A 22,530-nucleotide genomic window follows, 5' to 3' on the forward strand; every position below is an offset into this window, starting at 1 on the left:
TCTTCATTCTCCCGTCGCCGGAAGACGGGCTGACGCCTGAGATCGATCGAGACATCAACGCGACAGCCGCACCGGAGTACAAAATCCATGCCTGTGCCGATCTACGACATCTTCGACGGTTTCGACCGGTTCGTTGAGCCCCATGCCGCGAGTACGCTGGTCCGGTTCGATGGAGGCGATCCGCCAAACCTTGCGTCCTCACCAGAAGCTTGTCAGTCTTGCTCGGTTGCCCTGAGCGGTAGGGCATCCCTGCCGGTTGCCCCTTTCCAATAGGCCGGGGCCTGCGCCAGAGACAAGAACTATTGGTGCTTCCTTCCGCCGACGGCGTTCCTTACAATCTTGCCTGTTCTCCCCGCCCTGGAAATGAGGTTTTCATGAGCACGCTTACCCGCTTCTCCGTTCAGCCGCTCTCGACCATGACCCGCCGTCTTGCCGATGTCGCCTCCGCTCGTCGCGAACCAGACCTGGTCATCCAGGGCGCACGCGTCTTGTCCACCTATTCGGAGCGCTTTCTCGACGGGCGGGAAGTCTGGATTTCGGGGGGCCGCATTGCGGCCGTCAAGCCGGCCGGCAGCTACAGGGGCGCAAGCGCTAAGCTCTACGACGCCAAGGGCGGCATCATCGCGCCCGGTCTGGTCGATCCGCATATCCATATCGAATCCTCGATGGTGACGGCCTGCGCCTATGCCGAGGCGGCTCTCCTCAACGGCACGACGACGATCTTTTGCGACAGCCACGAGATCGGCAACGTGATGGACGTCGCCGGCGTCGAGGCCATGCTCGAGGATGCACGGCAGGCGCCGCTGTCGATCTTCCTGACCGTACCGAGCACCGTGCCGGCGACGACGCCGGATCTGGAAACAGCCGGCGGCGACCTGACGCCGGACAAGATCGCGGCGCTGTTCGACAAATGGCCGGAAGCCGTGGCTCTCGGTGAGAAGATGGATTTCGTCCCCGTTGCGATGGGCGACGAGCGCAGCCATGCGATCCTGGCTGCAGCACTCGAGCGCGGCAGGCCGGTATCGGGCCATGTCTACGGACGAGAGTTCGTTGCCGCCTATGCCGCATCCGGCGTTACCGACACGCATGAAGCCATAGACCGCGACATTGCCGACGACCTGCTGGAAGCCGGCGTGTGGATCTTCCTGCGCGGCGGCCCGCCGACGACTCCCTGGCATTCGCTGCCGCAGGCGATCAAGACGATCACCGAGCTCGGCGCCTCCCACAAGCGCGTCGCCGTCTGCACCGACGACCGTGATGCGGAGGATCTGCTCGCCTTCGGCCTGGACTGGGTAACGCGCGAAGCCGTGAAATACGGCATGAGGCCGGAACAGGCCTGGGCGATGGGTTCGCTGCACGGCGCAACGCGGTTCGGAATGGAAGGTGAAATTGGCGGTCTCGGCGGCGGACGCCGCGCCGACCTGGTGCTTCTCACCGACGACCTTACGCCGGTCAGCACCTGGTATGGTGGCGAACTCGTCGTCGACGGCAAGAAGATCACGCCGATCCTCGACGAAGCCCTGTCGAAACCGTACCGCTATCCGGATGCCGCCTACCACACGGTCAAGCTGCCAAAGAACCTCGAACTGACGCCGGACCTGCCAACGGAGACGGTCGTTGCTCATACGATCAAGACGGAGCTGCCTGGCATCACCCTCGGCCATGTCACCGTCACGCTGGAGCCGGCCAATGACTGGCAGGCGCATTTCGACAAGCACGACCTCTGCTTCGTGACAGTGGTGGAGCGTCACGGCAAGTCTGCCGGCAATGTCGCCCACGGACTGCTCAACGGCTTCGGCCTCAGACAAGGCGCGGTCGCATCTTCGGTTGGCCACGACAGCCACAACATCATTGTCGCCGGCACCAATGCAGCGGATATGCAAGTGGCGCTCGATGCGATCGCGGAAAGGCAGGGTGGCGTCTGTGTCGTCATGGATGGCAAGGTGACGGCCTTGGTGCCACTGCCGATCGCCGGGCTTTTGTCCGACAAGCGCGTGCACCAGGTTGCCGACGAGGTAAAGGCCTTGAAGCTCGAATGGGAAAAGGCAGGCTGCACCATCGCCTATATGGGCTTCAACCTCATCCCACTATCAGTCATCCCGGAAATCCGGATAACCGACAAGGGTCTGGTGCTGGTGCCGGAAATGGTGATCTCGCCACTCTTCGAAAAGGCCTGACCGGCAAAAAACAGTCGGCGCGGCGGCGAGGATGCCAACATATAATAGCGTTTGCGCCAAAGGCAGCCTCGGCAGACGCTACTCGGCCTGCCCGCTTTGATCCTTCGGCAGCAAAATCGTCATCGCCGCCGCGACGGCGGCCGTGACTGCAACGGCGAGATAGATGCCGCTGAAACTCTCCGTCGATGTCTTGATCACGCCGCCAAAGAAGTTCCCTGTAGTGCCGCCGATGCCTTGGAACACGGTGCAGATGCCCAAGACGGTCACCGCAAGGCGTGGCGTGGCGCGATGTGAGACGTAGGCCGGCAGCAGGCCATAGATCGGATAAAAGCCCAGCGAAAAGAAGATGCCTGACAGGATCGAGAGCTCCATCGAGGGATCGAGGACGACGAGGGCGCCGGCGGCGAGGAAGCTTGAGTAACAGGCTAGCATGGCATAGCGCGATCCGAGGCGCGACGATATTGTGCCGATGGCGAAGCCTGCGCCGATCCCCACGGCCCCGATCGTTGCCCAGAGCCAGGAGGCAAAGCCGACGGAATAGCCGAGTTCCTCGCGCAGGAACGGCGACAGGTAGGTGAGATAGGGATAGGGCATCAGGCCGTTGATGAAGCCGAGCGCGAAGATCAGCACCACCCATGGCATGATGGAGCGCAGGCTTGCTGAAGCGCCGGCAGTTGACGCGAGCGTTTCGTGACTTGTCCCGCCGTCGAAGAGGCCGGCCCGCCCGAAGAGGATGTGGGTGATAATGGCTAGTGTGATCGTGGCGGCGCCTGTGAGATACCAGACCATCTGCCAGTGACCGCTTCCGGCGTATGCCGCCACGAGTGCGCTGTTGATGAGGACGCCAAAGGCCGGGGCGCTGGAGATCAGGCTCATGGCAAAGCCGCGTTGTTCTGCTCTCACCACCCGCGAGGCGAGGTTAATCATCGGCACGAAGGTCGATGCGCCCGTCGCGCCGGCGACCATCAGCAGGCCGGCAACAATATAGAGATTGTCGATGATGGGGATGCCCGACAGGCAAAGCCCACAGAGCGACACGGACGCCACCACCGTCCGTGCGGCACCGATGCGATGGACGAGCCAGGTACCGAGCACGGCAAATGCCACCGTGGAAAACTGGACCAAGCCGGTGACAGTGCCGACGAACGCATAGTCGAAGGCAAGATCTTTCCGCATGTCGGGGATGATCTGGGGAAACAGGCTGAGGCCGAAGCCGTAACACGTGGCGACGCAGGCGATCATGACGGCGACGAGAACGTTACCCGGGAGACGCACGCTAGTCATGATGATCGGCCTCTGTTGGCAATCGCGGTCACGCCTGTTCGACACGATGATCATCTAGCATGGGCAGCCGGCGGACTGTCGGGTCTGCGACGCCGGCTGCCGATATTGCCGGCACTCGAGTTCACCGGAGGCTTCGGCCATATCATGCGTCTCGAGCCATGGTGGCAAAATACCTGACAGTCAGCAGTCGTTCAGTGCCGCGTGCCGGGCAGAAAACTGTCCTGATCGTTTGCCTGGGAGAGGGATACGCCGCTTCCATCCAGGTCCTGCAGCAGGGCGCCCAGCGCAAGATCCAGGCAATAGGCAGAGAATTCGGCGTTCAGCTCCCTGGCGTTCTCTCGGGCATAGGCGACCAGCCTGGCGAGCGATGCCAGCTCCTTGAGCTCTTCCTCACTCTTCCGCGTGACTGTTGCTTCGGCTGTTTCGTGCATCTGAGTGTTCCCCCGGCTTCCTTTGCCGGCACATGCCGACAAAGCGGAGACAGCGTAGTCCTCTTCAAGGAAGGACGCGCGTGACACGGGCGTGACAGGACTTTCCCGCCGTTCGGAACCAGATCTCAGAAACCGGCCCGGCGCAGCGCCTCACGATACTGCTCCTTCTGCCACTGCTCCTTGAAGGGAACGACGGAAAGCCATTTGTCGACATCGAAATCCGGATAGATCGCGCGCACCTTGCGCCTATAGAGACGCGCATTTTTCGTATCGCCGAGCATGGCCCAGCAGCCGTGCTCGGGAATGTGTGAAGCCGGCAGCCGGAAGGCGGCCAAGGCCCGCCAGACGCCAAAACCACGCAGTCATCGTTCCAGGTCGAATAGTGCTTGCGTTCGGGATATGATTTTCTATTATTTTAGTAGAGAATTATGCGACTGGTCGGATCGGGCGAATTTAGATCGACCGTCCAACGCAGAAGGAGCCGATGAATGACTCTTCTCTCGTCACGTTCTTCGAATTCGAAGAGCCAGGATGCGGACCACCTCGCAAGGATTGCGATTGTCGGCCGAGGCTTCACGGGGATCATGACCGCAATCGCTCTTTTCAAAAGAGTTGATCGGCCTTTCCATCTGGTGATGTTCGATCCGCGAGCAAAGATAGATATCGGCGAGGGCATAAGTCAGCCCGCGTCGACGGTGCTGACCAGCCGCGTTCGCGACCTTTCCGTTGATCCCGAGCTGCCGGACGATTTTCGCCGGTGGCTCGAAACCGATGACACGTGGCGCGATCGGCTGATCTCGGATCCTGCCGGTCTCGAACACGCCTTTGTGCCCGGAGAAATCTTCAGCACCTATGTGTACAAACGCTTCGCCGAAGCCCTGGCCGATCGGCCTGATGTCATCGTCCAATTTGGCTCGGATACGGTAACGGCGATCGATAGGCATCTGGACGGAGGCTATTCCGTATTCCTTGGAGCGGAGCAGCGAACCCGCTTTGACGCGGTGTTTCTCGCCACTGGTTACGGGATGCGGGAAAATTCGGACACGGCGCCTGCCGGTGGAGCGCAAAGCGCCGTCGTGATCGGCGGCGGCATCCACGCGGTCGACAGGGCGCTCGGACTGCTGGCGGACGCCAAGATTTCCCATGTCACGTTGATCTCGGAATCGGGCTTCCTGCCTCAGTCGCATGCTCCCGCCGCCGTCGGAGCTATTGTCACGGACCAACCCATGCCGGGGACGCTACGCGGCGCGTTCCGTTTCCTGCGTGAGGCCGCCGGCAAAGCCGATCTGGAAGGTTCGGGATGGCAAGGCATTATGAACGGATTTCGTTCACGTGCGCGCGACCTCTGGGCGGGATTGACGCCGGAAGAGCGGGCGCGGTTCAAACGCCACGTGAAGGCCATTTACGACAGTCATCGCAACCGCTTGCCGCCGGAGCACTATCAGCGCCTGCATCATGCGATCGCCAGCGGCGCGATCGCCGTGAGGAAGGGAAAAGTGAATTGCATCGCCACGAACGGCGTGCTGTTTTCAGGCCCGGCCGGGCTCGAGGTCCTTCCCGCGGACCTGACGATAGACTGCCGCTTCCGGCCGTCCGGGACCGATAGCCCGCTTGTCCGTTCGCTTATCGTTGCGGGGCTTGCAACGCGTGACGAACTCGAGATCGGTATCGTCGTAGATGAATGCGGGCGGACCAAGGCGAGCGCGTTACATGGGCTGTTCGCAATGGGACCGCTCGGCCTGGGCAGCCTTCCGGATATCGATCTGGTGCCTCAGATCGTCTTGCAAAGCCATGCGGCTGCGTCGTTGCTCAGCAGCTGGATTGGTGACGTGGCCAAAAGCGCAGCACGTCGTCAAAGCCTGTGACGACGTGTGAAAGTCCCAACCTGTGAATGGATGGCAACAGCTGACCAATGCTGCATCGCCGCGCTGGGCGATGCAGCGGGTCGCGAATGGGGCGCCGTCAGGCTCTTCGCGATGCATGGATGACTGTCGGTGGCGCAAGCGGCGGCAGGCGCCGCGGCATATGAAGCTGCATGGTCGCCCCCTGTCCGGCCGCGCTTACGCGGCCTTTGCTTTCGGCTTGGCGGCCTTGACGTGGGTTATGCTGCGGCGGCCGTCGACGCTGACGGGGACGTCGCCGTCAACAGTGGCGCGGCGCACGACCCGGTGCTGGTCGCCGTAGTCGTTGACAGCATAGTGCTGGGTCGCGCGATTATCCCAGATCGCCACATCCCCGGCTCTCCAGCGCCAGCGCACGGTATTTTCCGGGGCGGTAACGTAGGACTGGAACACCTCGTAGAGTTTCGCGGAGTCGCTTTTCGACAAGCCGACCAGGCGCTGAACGAAATTGCCGAGCAGCAGCGATCTTTCGCCGGTTTCGGGATGGACACGCACGACCGGATGCTCGGTCTCGTAGATGGTCGAGGTGAAAACGTCCTCGAAATGCTTCTTCTCTTCAGCGGTGGCACGAGGGCGCACGGCTGCGTAGTCATAGGCATTGCTGTGAATGGCCCACAAATTGTCCGCCAGCAATTTGAGCGATGCCGGCAGACTTTCGTATGCGGCATGGGTGTTGGACCAGATCGTATCACCTCCAGCTGCCGGAATGACGACGCCGCGAAGGACCGAGAATTTAGGATAGGCATCCACGAAGGTGACATCTGTGTGCCATTGGTCCGCCCTGCCGCCGCCGCGGCTGGAATCGAGATTGAGGATGGAGGCCGTGCCGGTCACCGGACCCTGGGTTGGATGAGGCACAAGGTTGCCCAGGCGGCGTGCGAATAATTCCTGTTGGGCATCGTCAAGATGTTCCTGGTCGCGGAAGAAGACGACCTTGTGTTTCAGGAGAAGCTGGTGGATGGCCGCCACCGTTGCATCCGAAAGGTCTCCGCCGAGGCGGATACCCCTGATTTCGGCGCCGACGCGGCCAGTCAGCGGCACGACATCGGACTCGGGAATGATCTGATTGACGAGAACTGGATTGCTCATGGAAATCTCCTGGTTGATCTTGGAAGAAGACGGCAAGTCACATGCGCCGAGCGAAGCATCCGCCGGGCGTTCGAAAATCTCATTGTCAAAATCGACAGGGCGATGGAACGATATAATCTATGAAATCCATAGATAGAATTTTCTAATTTTGGCCGCTTGCCCGAAACAGCCGCCTTCGATAGCCTCTTCTTCCCAACGAATTCCTCACTTGGGGCCTTCAGCGATGCATCGTTTCACCGAAGGCACTGGAGCGCTTCCGCAAATCAGGGTCCGCAGACCAGCAGTGCCTTGGCCAACCGGTTTTGTTCAGCAAGACGCTCAGCGTGGCAGGGATCCTGCTTGTTTCTTCGGAGAATTTAGGCCCCGATATCGTCACGCCGTGGCGTTGGGATATGCCGCTCAGCGCTTCCGTCCGGATATGTCGGATACTTCGGGCGCTTGGCACTCAACACGTGCCATCAAGAACTGTTTGCAGCATCGGGTTCACTCTGTGACGCGAGACACGAACTCCGTCGATCCGACGGCTTTCACCTCCGCGGCTTAAAAAAGAGAATATTCGCCCAAAAAAGAAACAGCCTATGCGTTCATCGCATAGCTGAGGTGAGAGATTGTCGCTGTTTTAAACCGATTGAACCTCCTATATTCCAATCATCGAAACGACGCCGGAGCCAAGCAAAGGTTGCTGACGTCAGACAGCCCTCAGGAAAGGGGATTATCATGAACGTAGCACGCTCTTTCAACAACTGGCGCAAGTTCCGTCAGACCGTCACCGAACTCGGCCGCATGTCCAGCCGTGAGTTGCAGGACCTCGGTATCGACCGCGCTGACATCCGCAGCGTTGCCCGCGCATCGATCGCGCGCTAACCGCACAGCATTTGATATCGAACGCCGCTTGACGCCCGCTCCTGATGCGGGCGTTTTTGCGTCGAGCTCCGTGGCTGAGCTCGTTGGGGTCCTGGTTCGCATTGTAAGCCTTCCGCCTTGTATTCCTTGCATAGCTGCAGTGCAGCATAAGACATTGGCACCATCCATGGTCGGTGTATAATCAGACCCATCGAAGCAATGCACCTCCTCCCGCAAAGCTTCGACTTTCAGACGGCCCACTCCTCCTCCCAAGGGACGTCTGTCGGAACAGCGGCACTCCTCCTCCCAGTCGCTGTTCGGTTTTCAGAAAGCCTGCCGCACCTCCTCCCGCGGCAGGCTTTTTCGTATCCCATCCTTCCCTGCTACAGATCGAGATCGAGTGCGGCTGTTCCACGTCGCGTCATCCACTCAATCGTACCCGTCTTCCTTTGGAGCCAGCTGGCGGTTCCCTGGAGGCGCCTGTCGCAGACCCTCGGACTCTGTCCTAAAAGGAGGTCTGTTTGCCAGGGGCCGGGTTCCGCTTTGGCGCGATATCCGCACAACAGCTGACCCACCGAATGTCTCGGTTTCGCGAGTAGCCTGGCTTCCCAGAAACGGCGTTGGTAAAGAGGTTGTCGGCTATGATGATCGAGAGCGAAGCCTCACATGCCTCGATTTCCGAAAGACTGGCCGGTTCCGAAAGATCATAGGGTGTCTGATTCAATCCGCGCCAAGGCGGCCCTTACGAGTGTTTAACGGCCCTAAAATCCGTCGGGCTGGAGCCGATCAGTTGCCGGAACTGGGTCGAAAAATGGAACGCCGAGTGAAAACCCAGGAGGCCGGCGATCTCCTTGATCGATTTGTCAGTGTTCACCAAAAAGTCGACGGCCCGCTGGATGCGCACCCTCATCTGATATTGCTTGGCCGACATGCCAGTCTGCTCGCGAAAAAGACGCCGGAAATAGGGATAGCTGACGCCAAGTTCGTCGGCGAGCTGTTCGACAGACAGAGGCCGGCCGCAGCGCTCCATCAGAATCATCCGTGCACGATCGACGAGCCTGTCGGCAGCATTGGTGTTGAGATCGGCGGGGCGGCATATAAGGGCCAGCAGTTGAAGGCCGAGGGTCGACAGCAGCGGCTGATTGCGCAGGCAATCGTCCTGCGCCAGCGCGTGAATCGACGCGAAAACACCAGAAATCTCGGAGCTGCTGGCATGGGCCGGCTGTTCGGGGCGCAACAGGCCTGCATCGCGCGCAAAATCGAAGGCGCTTCCCCGGCATTCGATCCAATGTTCGACCCATCCGGTCCGGCGGTCCGGAGCAAAACGGTGCCAGACGCCGGGAAAGAGCAGGAAAATAGAGCCTTCGGCGATGGTAACCTGCCGACGTTCTGGTCCGAACTCCAGCCGGCCGCTGCCCGCGCTGATCTGCACGATCTGATAGGCGCTCAGGATACGGCCGCGCGACCAGCTGAAATGGTGGTCGTCAGGATGGCGGCTCGGCGGGTAGTCGGAATTCGATCCGATCTCTGTATACCCGGTGGAGATGGCCGTGCAGCCCCACGCGGCGCAGAGGCGGTTATCGGGCATGTAGACGAAGTAGCTCTGCATGACGGCGGCCCAGATTGAGGATCATATTTTGCATGCAAAAGATCACTTTTACGGAAATTGCCAGCGTGTCAACGAAAATGCTTAGTGCTAACGTCAGAAGGCAAGGTCAGTTTTAGAATGGCCACGCAAATATTTGCTGAGATCATCAGCGGGCCGCCGCTGCCAGGGAGGGCAGTGGCCGGGAGGAGAGAGATATGAAAAATCAAGCCAGACTGCTGGTGGTTGCCGCATGCCTTGCGGCTTCTGCTTCCTATGCCGAGGATTTTCACGGGTTCGATCCGGTGAAGTTCGATGGCAACATGTTATCGGCCGAAAATCTGAAGGCGATGGCGGCGGATGCGGCCAAGGCGACGCCGCCGAGGAACGGAAAGAGCTACAGTATTGGTTTCGCCAATCTGCAGCGCGATATCGCTTTCGGCGTGCTCGTCGAAAAGGGGATTCAGCAGAACGCCGATGCTGCGGGCGTCGAACTCGTGATTGCGGATAATCGCCTCGACGGGCCGACCGCCCTGGCAAATGCCAAGTCCTTCGCAGAGCGCAAGGTTGACTACGTCATCGAATTCCAGACAGACGCCAATTTCGGGCAGACTGTGATGGATGTCTTCAAACAGGACGGCACGAAGGTGACTGCGATCGACATCCCGATGCCAGGCGCGAGCTTCTTCGGCGTCAATAATCCAAAATCTGGCTTCATGGGTGGGTCCTATCTGGCAACGGCGGCCGCAAAGAAATTCGGCGCCGATGTCGTGAAGACCGGTTATTTGGTCATCGGCGCTCTACCGCAGTCGGGCGTCATCCCGCGCATGCGCACGGACGGTCAGCGGGCCGGCTTTATGGCGCTGACCAAGGATTTCCCGGCCGACCATATCATCGAGATCGATACCAAGAACACGCTGCAGGAATCCTTCGCGCAGATGAACAATATCATTGGTCGCATTCCGCCGGGCGCGCCCATCCTCATCATTGCCATCAACGATCAGGCGACGATGGGAATGTTGCAGGCCGTGCGGGCTGCCGGTCGCGTCGATCAGGCAATTGCGGTTGGCAATGGGGCAGATGAGGCCGAGGCGCTCGCCACCGATCCGAACCTGGTTGCTGCCACCGGTTCCTTCCCCGGCAGCTACGGCAATTATTTGATTCCGATCGCGCTCTCCGCTCTTGCCGGAAAGCCTGTCCCGGAGGCGACCTTCGTGACGCACCAAATGGTCACCAAGGCCAATATCTGCAAGTTCTACAAGGAATTTCCCTGTGCCGGCGAGGCGGATGAATACGTGTTTCCGGAAGCGGAATTCGCGACCTACCTCGCAGACCTGAAGAAGCAGGATTGGCTGAAGGGCTATGAGGCCATTCTCCCTCAGCAATGAGCGAGATAGCGTCAGGGGAGCGTGACATGACCGTCCATAGCACCGAAGGGAGCCGCAATCCGCGGCTCCAGATCGCCAATGTCAACAAGGCATTTGCCGGCGTGACTGTATTGAAGAACGTGTCGCTTTCGGCCGATGCGGGCGAGATCGTGGCGCTTCTCGGCGCCAATGGTGCGGGCAAGTCGACCCTCATGAAAATCCTTTCCGGTGTCTACACGCTGGACAGTGGACAGATTAGAATTGACGACACGGCCAGGAATATCGCCACCCCTCAGGATGCAGTTGCTTCCGGCATCCGGCTTATGCCGCAGGAGCTTTCCGTTCATCCGGACCTTTCGGTCGCCGAAAACATCGCGCTTGGCTCCATGCCGAAGCGACGCTTTTTGGGTATTCCGATGATCGATCGGGTGGCCGTCGACGCACAGGCGCGGGCGCTACTCAAGCGATTGCGGCTCGATCATATCGAACCCGGCCGGCGCATGGGCTCGCTGCCATTGTCCGAACAGCGCATTGTCGAAATCGCCCGTGCGCTGGCCGGCAAGGCGCAGATCCTGATCATGGATGAGCCGACGGCGTCGCTGAGCGAGGCGGATGCCGACAATCTGTTCGACGTCATCGAGGCCCTGAAAGACCAAGGCGTCACCATCATCTATATTTCGCATTATCTTGACGAGGTCTTCCGGCTCAGCAACCGTATCGTTGTCTTGCGTGACGGCGAGGTCCGAGGTGAGTTCGAAACCCGCGACACCAGTCGCGACGAAGTTCTGACGGCGATGCTCGGCAGCGAACTCGGCGACCTCTACCCCGTCAAATCGAAAGTGCTTCAGGACGCAAAGACCGTCCTGTCCGTCGACGGACTGTCTCTTCCCGGATGGCTCGATGGCGTGTCATTTACTGTACGACGCGGTGAGGTGTTCGGCGTCTTCAGCCTGATCGGCTCCGGCGCCGAGAAAATGGGCCGGGCCATCTATGGCGCCGAGCCTGGCGCCCGTGCCAAAGCCATCCAATTGAACGATATCGACATCGGTCTCTCTGGCCCGCGAAAGAGAGTGCGTAGCGGCATCGGGTTCGTGGCCGCGGAGCGAAAGCGCCAGGGACTGATTGGCAATTTGTCGGTGCGAACCAACACGACACTGCCCTACCTCGGACTATTCACGCAATCCGGCGTTGTCGACCGGAAGCGGGAAGACGATAGCACCCGTGAATGGATCAAAACCCTGGGGATCAAAACATCAGGTCCGGATCAGGAGATCCGCCTTCTGTCCGGCGGCAATCAGCAGAAGATCTGCCTTGCCCGCTGGCTGCTCGGAAACCCGAATTTTCTGATCCTCGAAGAGCCGACGCGCGGTGTCGATCTTGGTGCCCGGCGCGAGATCTACATGGAAATCCGCCGCCTGGCGGAGGCGGGGCTGGCGATCCTGATCGTCTCCTCAGACGCGGAAGAGGTGGCGGGGCTCGCAAATCGCAGCCTCGTGCTTGAGGATGGCAAAGTCGTCGCCGAGCTTGGGCAGGACGCGACCGCGACGGACCTGATGCGGGCAGCCGAGCCGCGGGCGGCCCTCCGCGATACGAATGAACTGGAGAAAACATGATCAAGTCGCCTTCCATTCCCGCAGCGTCAGAAGCGTCGATGAGGTCGGCAAATTCGCTCAGCGACCTTCTTGGCCGCTCGGCTGCCGGCATCGTTCTCTTGCTGGTGTTCTACATCCTGCTGCTGATCGCCTTTTCGGTTCTCTCCCCCTATTTCCTGACGCTGAGCAACCTGTCCAACATCGGCACCAACATGGCCTTCATCGGGCTGATGGCAGCCGCGGGCACCCCGCTGATCATCGGCGGAGGGCTCGATCTGTCCGTTGCCGCCGTCGCCGGTCTTGCTGGCGTCATCGTGGCGCTGATGCATGCGAACGGAATCAACATCTGGGCCGGCTGCGTCACCGCTCTCATCATCGGCTGCGCGGTCGGCGTCCTGAACGGCTTCATCGTCACCCGGCTGAAGCTCAATCCGCTCATCGCCACACTCGGCACAATGAGCATCTTTTCCGGTCTCTCCATGGTGCTGACCGGCGGACTTTCGAAGCCGCTCTTCGTTCCGGCTTTCAACTGGCTCGGGTCAGGGCGCCTCTTTGGCATCCCGTTTCCTATCATCCTGATGCTGTTAGTCTTCGTCGCACTTTGGCTGATCTTGTCAAAGACACCGTTCGGACGCTTCGTCTATGCGACCGGCGGCAATCCGGAAGCAAGCAGCCTGCTCGGTGTGCCCGTCGAGCGGACCCAGATGGTGCTCTATGTCGTCTCCGGACTTTCAGGAGCCGCAGCCGGCATCATCCTTGCCGCAATGCTTGGCGCCGCAGCGCCGAACGCCGCCGGGCAGCACCTGCTCACCATCATTGCTGCCATCATCCTCGGCGGTACCAGCCTGTTTGGCGGACGCGGCAGTGTCTGGGGCACGCTGATTGCCGTTTTGATCCTTGGCACGCTGAACAACGGCCTGACGCTGATGAACGTGTCCTCCTTCTGGCAGGACGTGACACGAGGCGTCGTCCTTTTAATGGCGGTCGGCGTCGATCAGCTGCGCGTGCGCCTGCAGAGCTGACGCCATTCTCATTCCATCGGAGAAACAGAAATGTCTGAACGCCCCTTGAAGGCCGGCCTTTTCGGTATCGGTCTGGAGGCCTATTGGTCGCAATTCAAAGGTCTGGAAGCGCGGTTGCGCGGCTATGTCGATACCGTCGAGGCAAAGCTTGCGCGCCCGGGCGTCGAGGTGGTCAACCTCGGGCTGATCGACACGCCCGAAAAGGCGATCGAGGCCGGTCACCAGTTTCGCCAGGCCGACGTCGATATCATCTTTCTCTACATCACCACCTATGCGTTGTCTTCGACGGTTCTTCCAGTGGTCCGTCGCGCCAAGGTTCCGGTGATCATCCTCAATCTGCAGCCGACCGCAGCCATCGACTATGCCACTTTCAACGCCCTCGGCGATCGGACAGCGATGACCGGCGACTGGCTGGCGCATTGCTCTGCCTGCCCCGTCCCTGAAATCGCCAATGTCTTCCGTCGGGCGGGCATAAGCTTTCACCAGGTGACCGGCGTTCTCACCGGCGATCCGATGGTCGAGAACGAGATCAACGACTGGATTGAGGCCGCCCGCGTCGCGCATGTGATGGCGCATAACCGGCTCGGCGTCATGGGCCGCTACTACAACGGCATGCTCGATATCTATTCAGATCTCACCGCGCAGGCAGCGGCCTTCGGCACCCATATCGAGGTGCTGGAAATCGACGAACTGGCGCAGTTGCGGCGGGATGTGAGCGAGGAAGACGTCTCCACCTGCTTGGCGACGATCGTAGCCGAATTCGATGTCCAGCCGGATTGCGACCCCAAGGAACTGGCACGTGCGGCAAAGACGGCCGTGGCGCTTCGCAAGCTGGTCGACAAGAAATCGCTCGGCTCGCTTGCTTATTACTACGAGTCCCAGCCCGGCCACGAATATGAGGATATCATCACCTCGGTAATCGTAGGCTGTTCGATATTGACGGCCAGTGGCGTGCCGGTTGCCGGCGAATACGAGATCAAGAACGCCCAGGCCATGAAGATCATGGACAGCTTCGGTGTGGGCGGTTCATTCACCGAGTATTATGCCATGGATTTCGCCGCTGACGTCGTACTGATGGGGCATGACGGGCCGGGGCATACCAAAATTGCCCAGGGGCGTACCAAGATCCGGCCCCTTAAAGTTTTTCACGGCAAGGTCGGCTCCGGCGTCAGCGTTGAGATGTCGGTTCAGCATGGGCCGGTGACGCTCCTTTCGATCATCGAGGACGCTGGCAACATCAAGCTGCTCTGCGCCGAAGGCGCCTCCGTCGCCGGCCCGATCCTCGAAATCGGTAACACCAACAGCCGTTATCAATTTCCACTCGGAGCCCGGCGCTTTGTTGAAGCGTGGAACTCGCAAGGGCCAGCCCACCATTGCGCAGTTGGCATCGGACATGTTGCCGGGCGCATCGAGAAGCTTGGAAAACTGCTGGATCTGGACGTCGTAAAGGTCTGCTAACAAGATGAGACGTTACACGGCAGCGCATGCCGACAAAACAGAGACAGCTTAAACGCCTTGAACGAAAGACGCGCGTGACGCGGGCGTGACAGGACTTTCCCGGCTTTCAGAACCAGATCTCAGAAACCGGCCCGGCGCAGCGCCTCACGATACTGCTCCTTCTGCCACTGCTCCTTGAAGGGAACGACGGAAAGCCATTTGTCGACGTCGAAGTCCGGATAGATCTCGCGCACCTTGCGCATATAGAGACGCGCATTTTTCGTATCGCCGAGCATGGCCCAGCAGGCAGCCGAAAGCCGGTCGGCCGGTGTGCGGTCGTCCATTGCGGAGATCTGCTCCAGCGCCTCGGTATAATGGCCGAGGGCGAAATTGGCGCCGGCCGCCGTCCACAGATAATCTGTCGGGCTTAGCGGGTTGAGCGAGATCGCCCGATCGATCTTGATCAACGCATCGGCCGGGCGCGACGCATGAACGAGGGTATCGGCATAACTTGCAATGCCGTCGGCATAATGCGGACTCAATTCTTCCGCGAGCTTCAGCGCCAGAAGGCTTTCATCGATGTCCCCGAGATAAAGCTTGGCGACGCCGAGCTCACGAAAGCCGGCTGCCAGCGATGGATCGGCGACAATCGCCCGGTTCGCATAATCTTCTGCAAGTCCCAAAAGCTCTCTGTCGCCGCGTGCCGTCAGCAGCCATTCGACGACAAAGGTGCGCGACAATCCGCTGAGCGCAGGGGCAAAATGCGCGCTGTGTTGAAGCGCCTCGCGGAACGCCTTCCGGGAGCGGCGAATATCGGGAAGGGAAAGCCGCTTCACGTCCCGCAGGCCAAGAAGGTAGCTGTGATAGGCGGCCGAATTGCCCTCGAAGGAGTGGCGCATGGTTTCATGCCGGCGGACCTGCCCGGCAAGCTCCCTGGCGATCCGCCGCGCAATGTCGCGCCGGTGACTTATCAAATCATATTTCTCAAGGTTGAAACGCTCGGCCCAGATGACCTCATCGCCGCCGGCATGGATCAGCTGAACAAAGAGCGTAGGGATGCCCGCATGATCGGTCAGCCTCGTATCGAGAACATAGGAAATCGAGTGACGCAGGATCAGCTCGGCCTTGTCGGCATGACGGGCGATCCGAGCGGCCGTATGCGGCGCCACGACGGACACCGTATTCAGCGCGCAAAGGCCGATCGTCACGTCCTCGATCAGCGGTCCGGAGAGCATCGGCAAAGCACCGGCCGCATCCATCCCGCCAGGTGGCAGCAGCACGAGACGGGGCAGGGGACGAGCAACCCGACTGCCGTCGTCACTCAGTGGCTCCATAACGCTCGGCGGCGATTGACTGCCGGCAAAGACCTTGCGGACCTCTCTCAAAGCCTGAACGTCAAGGCCGATATCGAGTGCGCTTTCCAAACCATGCCTGCTGGCCTCAAAAAGCCGGCGGGCATTCTCCAGCTGCCCCTCGGATTCGTAGGCTTCGAGAAGGATACGACGAATGTTCTCGTCATCAGGTGCATCGCGGAAAATCCTGAGCGCCGCCTCCTTGATCAGGCTTATATCCTCTCGCGACCGGGCCGTGGGCAGCGCCGTCTTCAGTGCATCCACCAGGATCGCCATGTGCCTGTCGCGCTGGCCGGCGATCCATTGCTGCGTGCTGACGCTTTGGTCGGCGAGCACAGCCAGGAAATCCTGGCGTAGGACGGCAACCAGCCGCCGCAAATTTTCAAGTGCGCCACCGCCATCGGACTTGGCGAGTTCGAAGAGATCGCAAACAAACGCATCCGGCTTGATCCGCACACCGGTCGCCGTGAAGATTAGAAGCTCGGTGCCGAGCTCGGTCTGACGTGCCTGAATGCGCGATATGGTCTTGCGCAGGTTGGCCATGATGTCAGGATTGTCATGGCTGTCCCATAGGAACCGCGCCAACGCCGAGCGCGGATATTCGCTCCCGGCCCCGTTCTGCAGATAACGATCCAGCAAATAGCAAATCGCAAGCAGACCCTTTTCCGGGAACGCCACGGGTTGCCCGGCCAGATCGATCAGCCGCAACTCACCAAATGACTCGAGCCTGAGCTTCATGCGGATACTGCCTGCCGATATCCCTGGCTATTCTCCGAGCGGAAGAGTGATATCCGTTACGGAGGCTCCCGATGTTACGCCGCGACTTTCCGCCTGCGCCATCGCCTTCACCAGCGCGATGACCGTTTCGCGGATATTGCGGTCGGCAATCTTCAGAAAGGCGCGATTGAGCACCAAACCCTCTTTCGTTCGCAGGAATTCGGCAACTGGATCAGTATTCGCCGACAGATCCAGCCCTTGCAGCGTCAACGGCTCGGAGTTCTCCTGTTCGAAGAAGAAGCTCGGCGACGTATGAAGCACATCGGCGATCCGCTGCAGACGGCTCGCGCCGATGCGGTTGATGCCCTTCTCGTATTTCTGAACCTGCTGAAAGGTCACGCCGATCTGCTCGGCGAGCCGTTCCTGGCTCATCCCGAGCAACTGCCGGCGCATCCTTATGCGCGCTCCGACATAGCTGTCTATCGCATTCGCTGTCTTGACATTCATCGTGTGTTTTCAGCCTCGATCGCTTTTTTCAATCGGTGCAGCTGTAGTATCCCCTGCATGGCTTTTCCATGGTTGTTTTCACATAGCATACTGGATATGCGATGATCGCGACTGACTGTGATATGAATGCCCGTCTGGAAAGACGCTAAGCTGGGCAGAAATCACTTGTCCGGAGAGCAAATCGAACAAAAGCCGTACCAAAACGGATAAAACTGGGCTGTAATTGCGTCTCCGCTTACGCTAGATGCACTTCAGCGACCGTCGCACGAGAGTCTTCCCAGCCCCGATCGCCCGAAAATCCATCGAACAAAGCGACGTGGCACCGCACCGGCCGTGCCTGTGCAGGAGAAGCATTGATGGCAACCGTTGCCGAGAGCGCCCCCCGTTTCGAAAAAACAACGATGTCCATCCTCATGGCGGTCAGCTTCTGCCACATGCTGAACGACATCATGCAGTCACTGCTCGCGTCGCTCTATCCGCTGTTCAAGGCGAACTACGATCTCGATTTTGTGCAGATCGGCCTCCTTACCATGACTTTCCAGGTCACGGCTTCGCTGCTGCAGCCGCTGGTCGGCATCGTCACCGACCGCTGGCCGATGCCCTATTCGCTGCCTGTGGGCATGGCGAGCACCTTTTGCGGCCTCATTCTGCTCGGCAATGCCGGCAGCTTCGAACTGCTGCTGGTTGCCGCAAGCCTGATCGGCTTCGGCTCGGCGGTCTTCCACCCGGAATCGTCGCGCGTTGCCCGTCTTGCCTCCGGCGGTCGCCATGGTTTCGCGCAATCCTTTTTCCAGGTCGGTGGCAATGCCGGTCAGGCGATCGGTCCGCTGCTTGCCGCCTTCATCGTGCTGCCGCTCGGCCAGCACAGCGTCTCCTGGTTCGCCGCCATCGCCATGGTCGGCATGTTCGTGCTGAGCTGGGTCGGCAACTGGTACATGAGCCACAGGCGCCAGAATGCCAGCAAGCCGGCAATCAGCCGGACCCTGCCGCTGCCGCAGAACCGGGTCATTTGGGCGCTGCTGATTCTCGTGCTGCTGACGGCAACCAAGAATGTCTATATGGCCAGCGTGTCGAGCTACTTCACTTTCTATGTCATCGACAAGTTCGCCCTCAGCGTACAGCAGGCACAGCTGATGCTCTTTCTGTTCCTCGGCTCGGTCGCCGTCGGCACCTTCCTCGGCGGGCCGATCGGCGATCGCTTCGGCGCGCGTTTCGTCATCTGGTTCTCGATCCTCGGCGTCATTCCCTTCGCGCTCCTGCTTCCCTATGCGAACCTTTTCTGGACGGGTGTGCTCAGCATCGTCATTGGCCTGATCTTCGCTTCGGCCTTCTCGGCAATCGTCGTCTTCGCACAGGAACTGGTGCCCGGGCGCGTCGGGCTGATTGCCGGCGTCTTCTTCGGCTTCGCATTCGGGGCAGGGGGGCTTGGTGCGGCACTGCTCGGCGAATTCGCCGATACCCATGGCATCGATTTCGTCTACCGCATATGCTCCTACCTGCCGCTGCTTGGTCTCCTGACGGTCTTCCTGCCGCGCATTCCCAAGCAGAAACCAGTCTGAGGCGATCGCTACGGACAATCGATCGAGCCGGAATGTCACCGGCACTCCGGCTCGATGCATCCTGCAGTTACGCGCGTCGCATCGCCCACAGGCCCGAACGTATTTTTCTCCTCCTATGGGGAAGAGGGATCACCATTCCTTTAATCCACTATTTTTATAGATAATATTCGTGAGAATGATGACGTCGGTTTCGGCACGATATTGGAAGGAAATGGCATGTCTGCTCCCAAACTGGTCGGCCTTGCGGGTAGTTTCAACCGCCCCTCGAAGACCTTTGCGCTTGTCGAAAACATTGCCGGTCTCGCCGCCGAGAAATACGGCTTCGACAACAGCATCTACGACCTGACCGATGTCGGCCCTTCGCTCGGCCAGGCGCTGCGCCGTGACGATCTCGACAGTCGCGCCAGGCAAGTCATCGACGACATCGTCAATGCCGATGTGCTGGTCATCGGAGCGCCAACGTACAAGGGCAGCTATCCCGGCCTTTTCAAGCATCTGATCGACTTGATCGACCCGCATGAGTTGCGCGCCAAGCCGGTCATCATCACCGCGACCGGCGGCGGCGACCGGCATGCGCTGATGGTCGAGCACCAGCTTCGCCCGCTCTTCGGTTTCTTCATGTCACACACGCTGCCGACCGCCGTTTACGCATCCGACCGTGACTTCACCGATTACCGTGTCTCATCCGACCCGCTTTCCAAGCGGATCGGGGAGGTGATCGGCGAGCTCGCGGCCTTCTTTCCCAGCCGGAATCAAGCGCTTATCGCCGCCGAGTGAAGTGTGCGGGATAGGCTTGAAACGGCGCCGCTAAGGCGCCGTTTTCATTTCGGCCATCCCTCTCAACTAAATATAGTCCACAAAATTCATGGAAATTTATCCTGCCGATATCGATGGCAGGGCAAGAGTTTTTCCGGCCCTTCCTCCACATCAGACATTCGTGCTTCGCTCCCGATACGCGCATTTGCCATGATCGGTCTGCTCGGGGCGCTTGGCCTCATTCAGTCAGACGGGATATAAAATGACCAAGAACAAAAATCTTCACGGCTTCCACCTTTCGCGCCGGGCGGCTCTTGCCGCCGTCGCCGTTTCTGCTGCCGCCCTCTTTGCCTTTGCAGCACCCGCTCCTTCCTTTGCCGAGGACAAGTCGATCAAGGTCGGCATCATGGCCGGCGAGGAGGAGGACATCTGGCGCGTGGTCGCGAGCGAGGCGGCCAAGAAGGGCCTCAAGATCGAGACCATCACCTTCAACGACTATACGCAGCCGAATGAAGCGCTGGAACGCGGCGAACTCGACGCCAACGCCTTCCAGCACCAGCCCTATCTCGACAACCAGATCAAGCAGCACGGCTATCACATCGTTCGCGTCGGTTATACCGGGGTCTGGCCGATCGGCCTTTACACCAAGAAGTACAAGTCCGTCGCCGAGATCCCGGAAGGTGCCGTCATCGGCGTGCCGAACGATCCCTCGAACGAAGGCCGTGCGCTGCGCGTTCTCCAGAGTGAAGGCCTGATTAAACTCAAGGATGGCACCGGGATTCTCGCGACCGTCGCCGACGTCACCGACAATCCGAAGAAGATCGAGATCAAGGAACTCGACGCCGGCATCGTCGGCCGCTCGATCGACGATCTGGATGCCGGTATCGTCAACACCGACTGGGCGCTGAAAAGCGGTCTTTCTCCGGCCGAACGGATTGCCCAGGAGCCGATCGCCGACAATCCATACCGCAACTTCATCGCCGTCAAGGACGAGAACAAGGATGCCGACTGGGTCAAGACGCTTGTGTCTTCTTATCAGAACGAGACCGTCAAGGCCGAGTTCGACAAGGTCTACAAGGGCACGGGTCTTAGCGCCTATTGATCCGGGGCAGGGCTGGGGTTAAGGCCTGCCGAGAGGCGGTCCGGGCGTTCTTTGCCCGGGCCGCCTTCAGCATTTGTAAGGAAAAACACATGAATTCCTTTGTTTCCAGCACGGCGATCGCGGCAGAGCCGCAAACGGCGACCGAAGAGGTGGTGAGGCTTACCGACGTGAAGCGGCGGTTCGGAACCACTGCAGCCCTCGACGGCATTTCGCTGACGGTGAAGAGAGGCGAAATCCTCGGCATCATCGGCCGCAGCGGCGCCGGCAAATCGACGCTGATCCGATGCCTGAACGGCCTGGAGCGCGCCGATAGCGGCGAGATCCTCATCGAAGGCCGAGATATCACCGGACTTTCAGAACAGGACCTGCAGCCGCTGCGCCGCCGCATCGGCATGATCTTCCAGCATTTCAATCTGCTTTCCGCCAAAACCGTCGAGGAAAACGTCGCGCTGCCACTGAAGATCGAGGGTCTTGCAAAGAGTGAGCGCCTGAAACGGGCGCATGAGCTGCTCGAGCTCGTCGGCCTTGCCGACAAGGCGAAGGCCTATCCCGCATCGCTGTCCGGTGGCCAGAAACAACGCGTCGGCATCGCCCGGGCGCTCGCGGCACGCCCGGCACTGCTGTTGTCCGACGAGGCGACATCGGCGCTCGATCCGGAAACGACCCGGTCGATCCTGGCATTGCTCAATGACATCAACCGTAAGCTCGGGCTGACCATTCTGCTGATCACCCATGAGATGGAAGTCGTCCGCGGCATTGCCGATCGCGTCGCAGTCATCGATGCCGGGCGGATCGTCGAGGAAGGGCAGGTCTGGTCGATCTTCGCCAACCCGCAGGCTGATATCACCAGGAGCCTGCTCGGCGGCATCCGCCCGCAGCTTCCTGAGCATATCGCCGGCCGGCTGTCAGCTGCGGCGGGCAGCGAAGCGATCCTCAGCGTCGATCTCGCCGGCCCGCAGGCGCAGGGCGCGCTGTTTGCCGAACTCTCGGCGGCGCTGCCGCATTCCTTCCGCCTCGTCCATGGCGGCATCGACCACATCCAGAACCAGCCGGTGGCGCGGTTCTTCATCGCCGTTCCCGCGCGTGACCCCGCCCTTGCCGGAAAGGTCGAACAATTCCTGATGGCCCGGTCCGCCCGGGTGGAGGTGCTTGGTTATGACACCGATCATGCTTGAACTGCTCATTCGCTCCCTTTGGGAGACGATCCTGATGACCGTCGCCTCGGGAGTGATTTCACTCGTCGCCGGCCTGCCGCTCGGCCTTGCTCTGGTCGCAACGGCGCGCGGCGGCATCGCCGAAAACCTCTGGATCAACCGCGTGCTCGGCAGCGTCATCAACGGCTTCCGCTCGGTGCCCTTCATCATCCTGCTGGTGGCGCTGATTCCGCTGACGCGGCTGATCGTCGGCACGGCGCTCGGCACCTGGGCGGCCATCGTGCCGCTCGCCATCGCCGCAACGCCCTATTACGCCCGCATCGCCGAAGTATCGCTGCGCGAGGTCGACCGCGGGCTGATCGATGCCGTGCGCGCCATGGGCGGCAATCGCTGGACCATCATCCGCGAGGTGCTGGTGCCTGAAGCGCTGCCAGGCATCGTCGCCGGTTTCACCGTCACGCTGGTGACGCTGATCGGCGCCTCGGCCATGGCGGGCGCGATCGGCGCCGGCGGCCTCGGCGATCTCGCCATCCGCTATGGCTATCAGCGTTTCGAAACCAGTGTGATGATCGCGGTGGTGGCCGTCCTCATCGTGCTCGTCTGCGGCATCCAGTGGCTTGGCGACCGGCTGGTTGCCAGGCTGGACCACCGATAA

General features: G+C 60.3%; 19 protein-coding genes. 12 read left to right on the forward strand and 7 right to left on the reverse strand.

Annotation, left to right across the window (positions count from 1 at the left end; translation table 11 throughout):
- Positions 1 to 374: 374 nt before the first annotated feature.
- The gene (locus tag J3P73_RS32435) at positions 375 to 2,177 is read left to right on the forward strand and encodes an adenine deaminase (protein ID WP_207580223.1); all 1,803 of its coding nucleotides are present in this window, start codon (positions 375 to 377) and stop codon (positions 2,175 to 2,177) included.
- Positions 2,178 to 2,255: 78 nt separating this feature from the next.
- On the opposite strand, the gene J3P73_RS32440 is transcribed toward J3P73_RS32435, so the two are convergent.
- The 3 genes from J3P73_RS32440 to J3P73_RS32450 form a co-directional block, all read right to left on the reverse strand.
- Positions 2,256 to 3,461 carry an MFS transporter gene (locus J3P73_RS32440; RefSeq protein ID WP_245002779.1) on the reverse strand — a complete coding sequence of 402 codons (1,206 nt, stop codon included), beginning with the start codon at positions 3,459 to 3,461 and terminating at the stop codon, positions 2,256 to 2,258.
- A gap of 191 nt (positions 3,462 to 3,652) precedes the next feature.
- On the reverse strand, positions 3,653 to 3,892 hold the full coding sequence (locus J3P73_RS32445) for a hypothetical protein (RefSeq protein WP_024323471.1): 240 nt from the start codon (positions 3,890 to 3,892) through the stop codon (positions 3,653 to 3,655).
- Between the two features lie 125 nt (positions 3,893 to 4,017).
- On the reverse strand, positions 4,018 to 4,227 hold the full coding sequence (locus J3P73_RS32450) for a hypothetical protein (protein ID WP_024323470.1): 210 nt from the start codon (positions 4,225 to 4,227) through the stop codon (positions 4,018 to 4,020).
- Positions 4,228 to 4,476: 249 nt separating this feature from the next.
- On the opposite strand from J3P73_RS32450, the gene J3P73_RS32455 reads away from it, so the two are divergent.
- A complete protein-coding gene (locus J3P73_RS32455; protein ID WP_245002780.1) occupies positions 4,477 to 5,757 on the forward strand; it encodes an FAD/NAD(P)-binding protein in 1,281 nt (426 codons plus the stop codon).
- 195 nt (positions 5,758 to 5,952) lie between these two features.
- Here J3P73_RS32455 and J3P73_RS32460 read toward each other — a convergent pair whose 3' ends face one another.
- Positions 5,953 to 6,882, reverse strand: a complete 930-nt coding sequence (locus J3P73_RS32460) for a TauD/TfdA dioxygenase family protein (RefSeq protein WP_207580225.1) — start codon at positions 6,880 to 6,882, stop codon at positions 5,953 to 5,955.
- 717 nt (positions 6,883 to 7,599) lie between these two features.
- Here J3P73_RS32460 and J3P73_RS32465 point away from each other — a divergent pair.
- On the forward strand, positions 7,600 to 7,746 hold the full coding sequence (locus J3P73_RS32465) for a DUF1127 domain-containing protein (protein WP_003552150.1): 147 nt from the start codon (positions 7,600 to 7,602) through the stop codon (positions 7,744 to 7,746).
- A gap of 721 nt (positions 7,747 to 8,467) precedes the next feature.
- Here J3P73_RS32465 and J3P73_RS32470 read toward each other — a convergent pair.
- On the reverse strand, positions 8,468 to 9,334 hold the full coding sequence (locus tag J3P73_RS32470) for a helix-turn-helix transcriptional regulator (protein ID WP_163884656.1): 867 nt from the start codon (positions 9,332 to 9,334) through the stop codon (positions 8,468 to 8,470).
- Between the two features lie 194 nt (positions 9,335 to 9,528).
- On the opposite strand from J3P73_RS32470, the gene J3P73_RS32475 reads away from it, so the two are divergent.
- Genes J3P73_RS32475 through J3P73_RS32490 form a run of 4 tightly spaced genes read left to right on the forward strand, consistent with a single transcriptional unit; the run spans position 9,529 to position 14,749 of the window.
- Positions 9,529 to 10,698 carry a sugar ABC transporter substrate-binding protein gene (locus J3P73_RS32475; protein ID WP_130698471.1) on the forward strand — a complete coding sequence of 390 codons (1,170 nt, stop codon included), beginning with the start codon at positions 9,529 to 9,531 and terminating at the stop codon, positions 10,696 to 10,698.
- Positions 10,699 to 10,724: 26 nt separating this feature from the next.
- Positions 10,725 to 12,290 carry a sugar ABC transporter ATP-binding protein gene (locus J3P73_RS32480; RefSeq protein ID WP_207580226.1) on the forward strand — a complete coding sequence of 522 codons (1,566 nt, stop codon included), beginning with the start codon at positions 10,725 to 10,727 and terminating at the stop codon, positions 12,288 to 12,290.
- Positions 12,287 to 13,291 carry an ABC transporter permease gene (locus J3P73_RS32485; protein ID WP_130698469.1) on the forward strand — a complete coding sequence of 335 codons (1,005 nt, stop codon included), beginning with the start codon at positions 12,287 to 12,289 and terminating at the stop codon, positions 13,289 to 13,291. The genes J3P73_RS32480 and J3P73_RS32485 overlap by 4 nt, the downstream gene beginning before the upstream one ends.
- A 30-nt stretch (positions 13,292 to 13,321) precedes the next feature.
- On the forward strand, positions 13,322 to 14,749 hold the full coding sequence (locus tag J3P73_RS32490) for an arabinose isomerase (protein ID WP_207580227.1): 1,428 nt from the start codon (positions 13,322 to 13,324) through the stop codon (positions 14,747 to 14,749).
- 119 nt (positions 14,750 to 14,868) lie between these two features.
- On the opposite strand, the gene J3P73_RS32495 is transcribed toward J3P73_RS32490, so the two are convergent.
- A complete protein-coding gene (locus J3P73_RS32495; protein WP_130698467.1) occupies positions 14,869 to 16,818 on the reverse strand; it encodes an SARP family transcriptional regulator in 1,950 nt (649 codons plus the stop codon).
- A gap of 27 nt (positions 16,819 to 16,845) precedes the next feature.
- A complete protein-coding gene (locus tag J3P73_RS32500) occupies positions 16,846 to 17,304 on the reverse strand; it encodes a helix-turn-helix domain-containing protein (RefSeq protein WP_130691971.1) in 459 nt (152 codons plus the stop codon).
- Positions 17,305 to 17,660: 356 nt separating this feature from the next.
- On the opposite strand from J3P73_RS32500, the gene J3P73_RS32505 reads away from it, so the two are divergent.
- The 5 genes from J3P73_RS32505 (at position 17,661) to J3P73_RS32525 (ending at position 22,530) form a co-directional block, all read left to right on the forward strand.
- Complete coding sequence (locus tag J3P73_RS32505; RefSeq protein ID WP_024323464.1) at positions 17,661 to 18,863, forward strand: MFS transporter; 1,203 nt, start codon at positions 17,661 to 17,663, stop codon at positions 18,861 to 18,863.
- 216 nt (positions 18,864 to 19,079) lie between these two features.
- Positions 19,080 to 19,640, forward strand: coding sequence for an FMN reductase (gene msuE / locus J3P73_RS32510; RefSeq protein ID WP_207580228.1), 561 nt, complete (start codon positions 19,080 to 19,082; stop codon positions 19,638 to 19,640).
- 241 nt (positions 19,641 to 19,881) lie between these two features.
- On the forward strand, positions 19,882 to 20,721 hold the full coding sequence (locus J3P73_RS32515) for a MetQ/NlpA family lipoprotein (protein ID WP_075223642.1): 840 nt from the start codon (positions 19,882 to 19,884) through the stop codon (positions 20,719 to 20,721).
- An 89-nt stretch (positions 20,722 to 20,810) separates the two neighbouring features.
- A complete protein-coding gene (locus J3P73_RS32520; protein WP_207580232.1) occupies positions 20,811 to 21,896 on the forward strand; it encodes a methionine ABC transporter ATP-binding protein in 1,086 nt (361 codons plus the stop codon).
- A complete protein-coding gene (locus J3P73_RS32525) occupies positions 21,877 to 22,530 on the forward strand; it encodes a methionine ABC transporter permease (protein WP_032995493.1) in 654 nt (217 codons plus the stop codon). Before J3P73_RS32520 ends, J3P73_RS32525 begins: the two co-directional genes overlap by 20 nt.

It is taken from the genome of Rhizobium ruizarguesonis (assembly GCF_017357285.1).
In the GTDB taxonomy this organism is placed as follows: Bacteria; Pseudomonadota; Alphaproteobacteria; order Rhizobiales; family Rhizobiaceae; genus Rhizobium; species Rhizobium ruizarguesonis.

Bases quoted from the DNA above. Each gene is read 5' to 3' on its own strand.
- J3P73_RS32455 (WP_245002780.1), top strand. From the start codon at position 4,477: ATGACCGCAATCGCTCTTTTCAAAAGAGTTGATCGGCCTTTCCATCTG.
- J3P73_RS32495 (WP_130698467.1), bottom strand. From the start codon at position 16,818: ATGAAGCTCAGGCTCGAGTCATTTGGTGAGTTGCGGCTGATCGATCTG.
- J3P73_RS32485 (WP_130698469.1), top strand. From the start codon at position 12,287: ATGATCAAGTCGCCTTCCATTCCCGCAGCGTCAGAAGCGTCGATGAGG.
- J3P73_RS32445 (WP_024323471.1), bottom strand. From the start codon at position 3,892: ATGCACGAAACAGCCGAAGCAACAGTCACGCGGAAGAGTGAGGAAGAG.
- J3P73_RS32525 (WP_032995493.1), top strand. From the start codon at position 21,877: ATGACACCGATCATGCTTGAACTGCTCATTCGCTCCCTTTGGGAGACG.
- msuE (WP_207580228.1), top strand. From the start codon at position 19,080: ATGTCTGCTCCCAAACTGGTCGGCCTTGCGGGTAGTTTCAACCGCCCC.
- J3P73_RS32470 (WP_163884656.1), bottom strand. From the start codon at position 9,334: ATGCAGAGCTACTTCGTCTACATGCCCGATAACCGCCTCTGCGCCGCG.
- J3P73_RS32490 (WP_207580227.1), top strand. From the start codon at position 13,322: ATGTCTGAACGCCCCTTGAAGGCCGGCCTTTTCGGTATCGGTCTGGAG.
- J3P73_RS32515 (WP_075223642.1), top strand. From the start codon at position 19,882: ATGACCAAGAACAAAAATCTTCACGGCTTCCACCTTTCGCGCCGGGCG.
- J3P73_RS32480 (WP_207580226.1), top strand. From the start codon at position 10,725: ATGACCGTCCATAGCACCGAAGGGAGCCGCAATCCGCGGCTCCAGATC.
- J3P73_RS32465 (WP_003552150.1), top strand. From the start codon at position 7,600: ATGAACGTAGCACGCTCTTTCAACAACTGGCGCAAGTTCCGTCAGACC.
- J3P73_RS32435 (WP_207580223.1), top strand. From the start codon at position 375: ATGAGCACGCTTACCCGCTTCTCCGTTCAGCCGCTCTCGACCATGACC.
- J3P73_RS32460 (WP_207580225.1), bottom strand. From the start codon at position 6,882: ATGAGCAATCCAGTTCTCGTCAATCAGATCATTCCCGAGTCCGATGTC.
- J3P73_RS32475 (WP_130698471.1), top strand. From the start codon at position 9,529: ATGAAAAATCAAGCCAGACTGCTGGTGGTTGCCGCATGCCTTGCGGCT.
- J3P73_RS32505 (WP_024323464.1), top strand. From the start codon at position 17,661: ATGGCAACCGTTGCCGAGAGCGCCCCCCGTTTCGAAAAAACAACGATG.
- J3P73_RS32500 (WP_130691971.1), bottom strand. From the start codon at position 17,304: ATGAATGTCAAGACAGCGAATGCGATAGACAGCTATGTCGGAGCGCGC.
- J3P73_RS32520 (WP_207580232.1), top strand. From the start codon at position 20,811: ATGAATTCCTTTGTTTCCAGCACGGCGATCGCGGCAGAGCCGCAAACG.
- J3P73_RS32440 (WP_245002779.1), bottom strand. From the start codon at position 3,461: ATGACTAGCGTGCGTCTCCCGGGTAACGTTCTCGTCGCCGTCATGATC.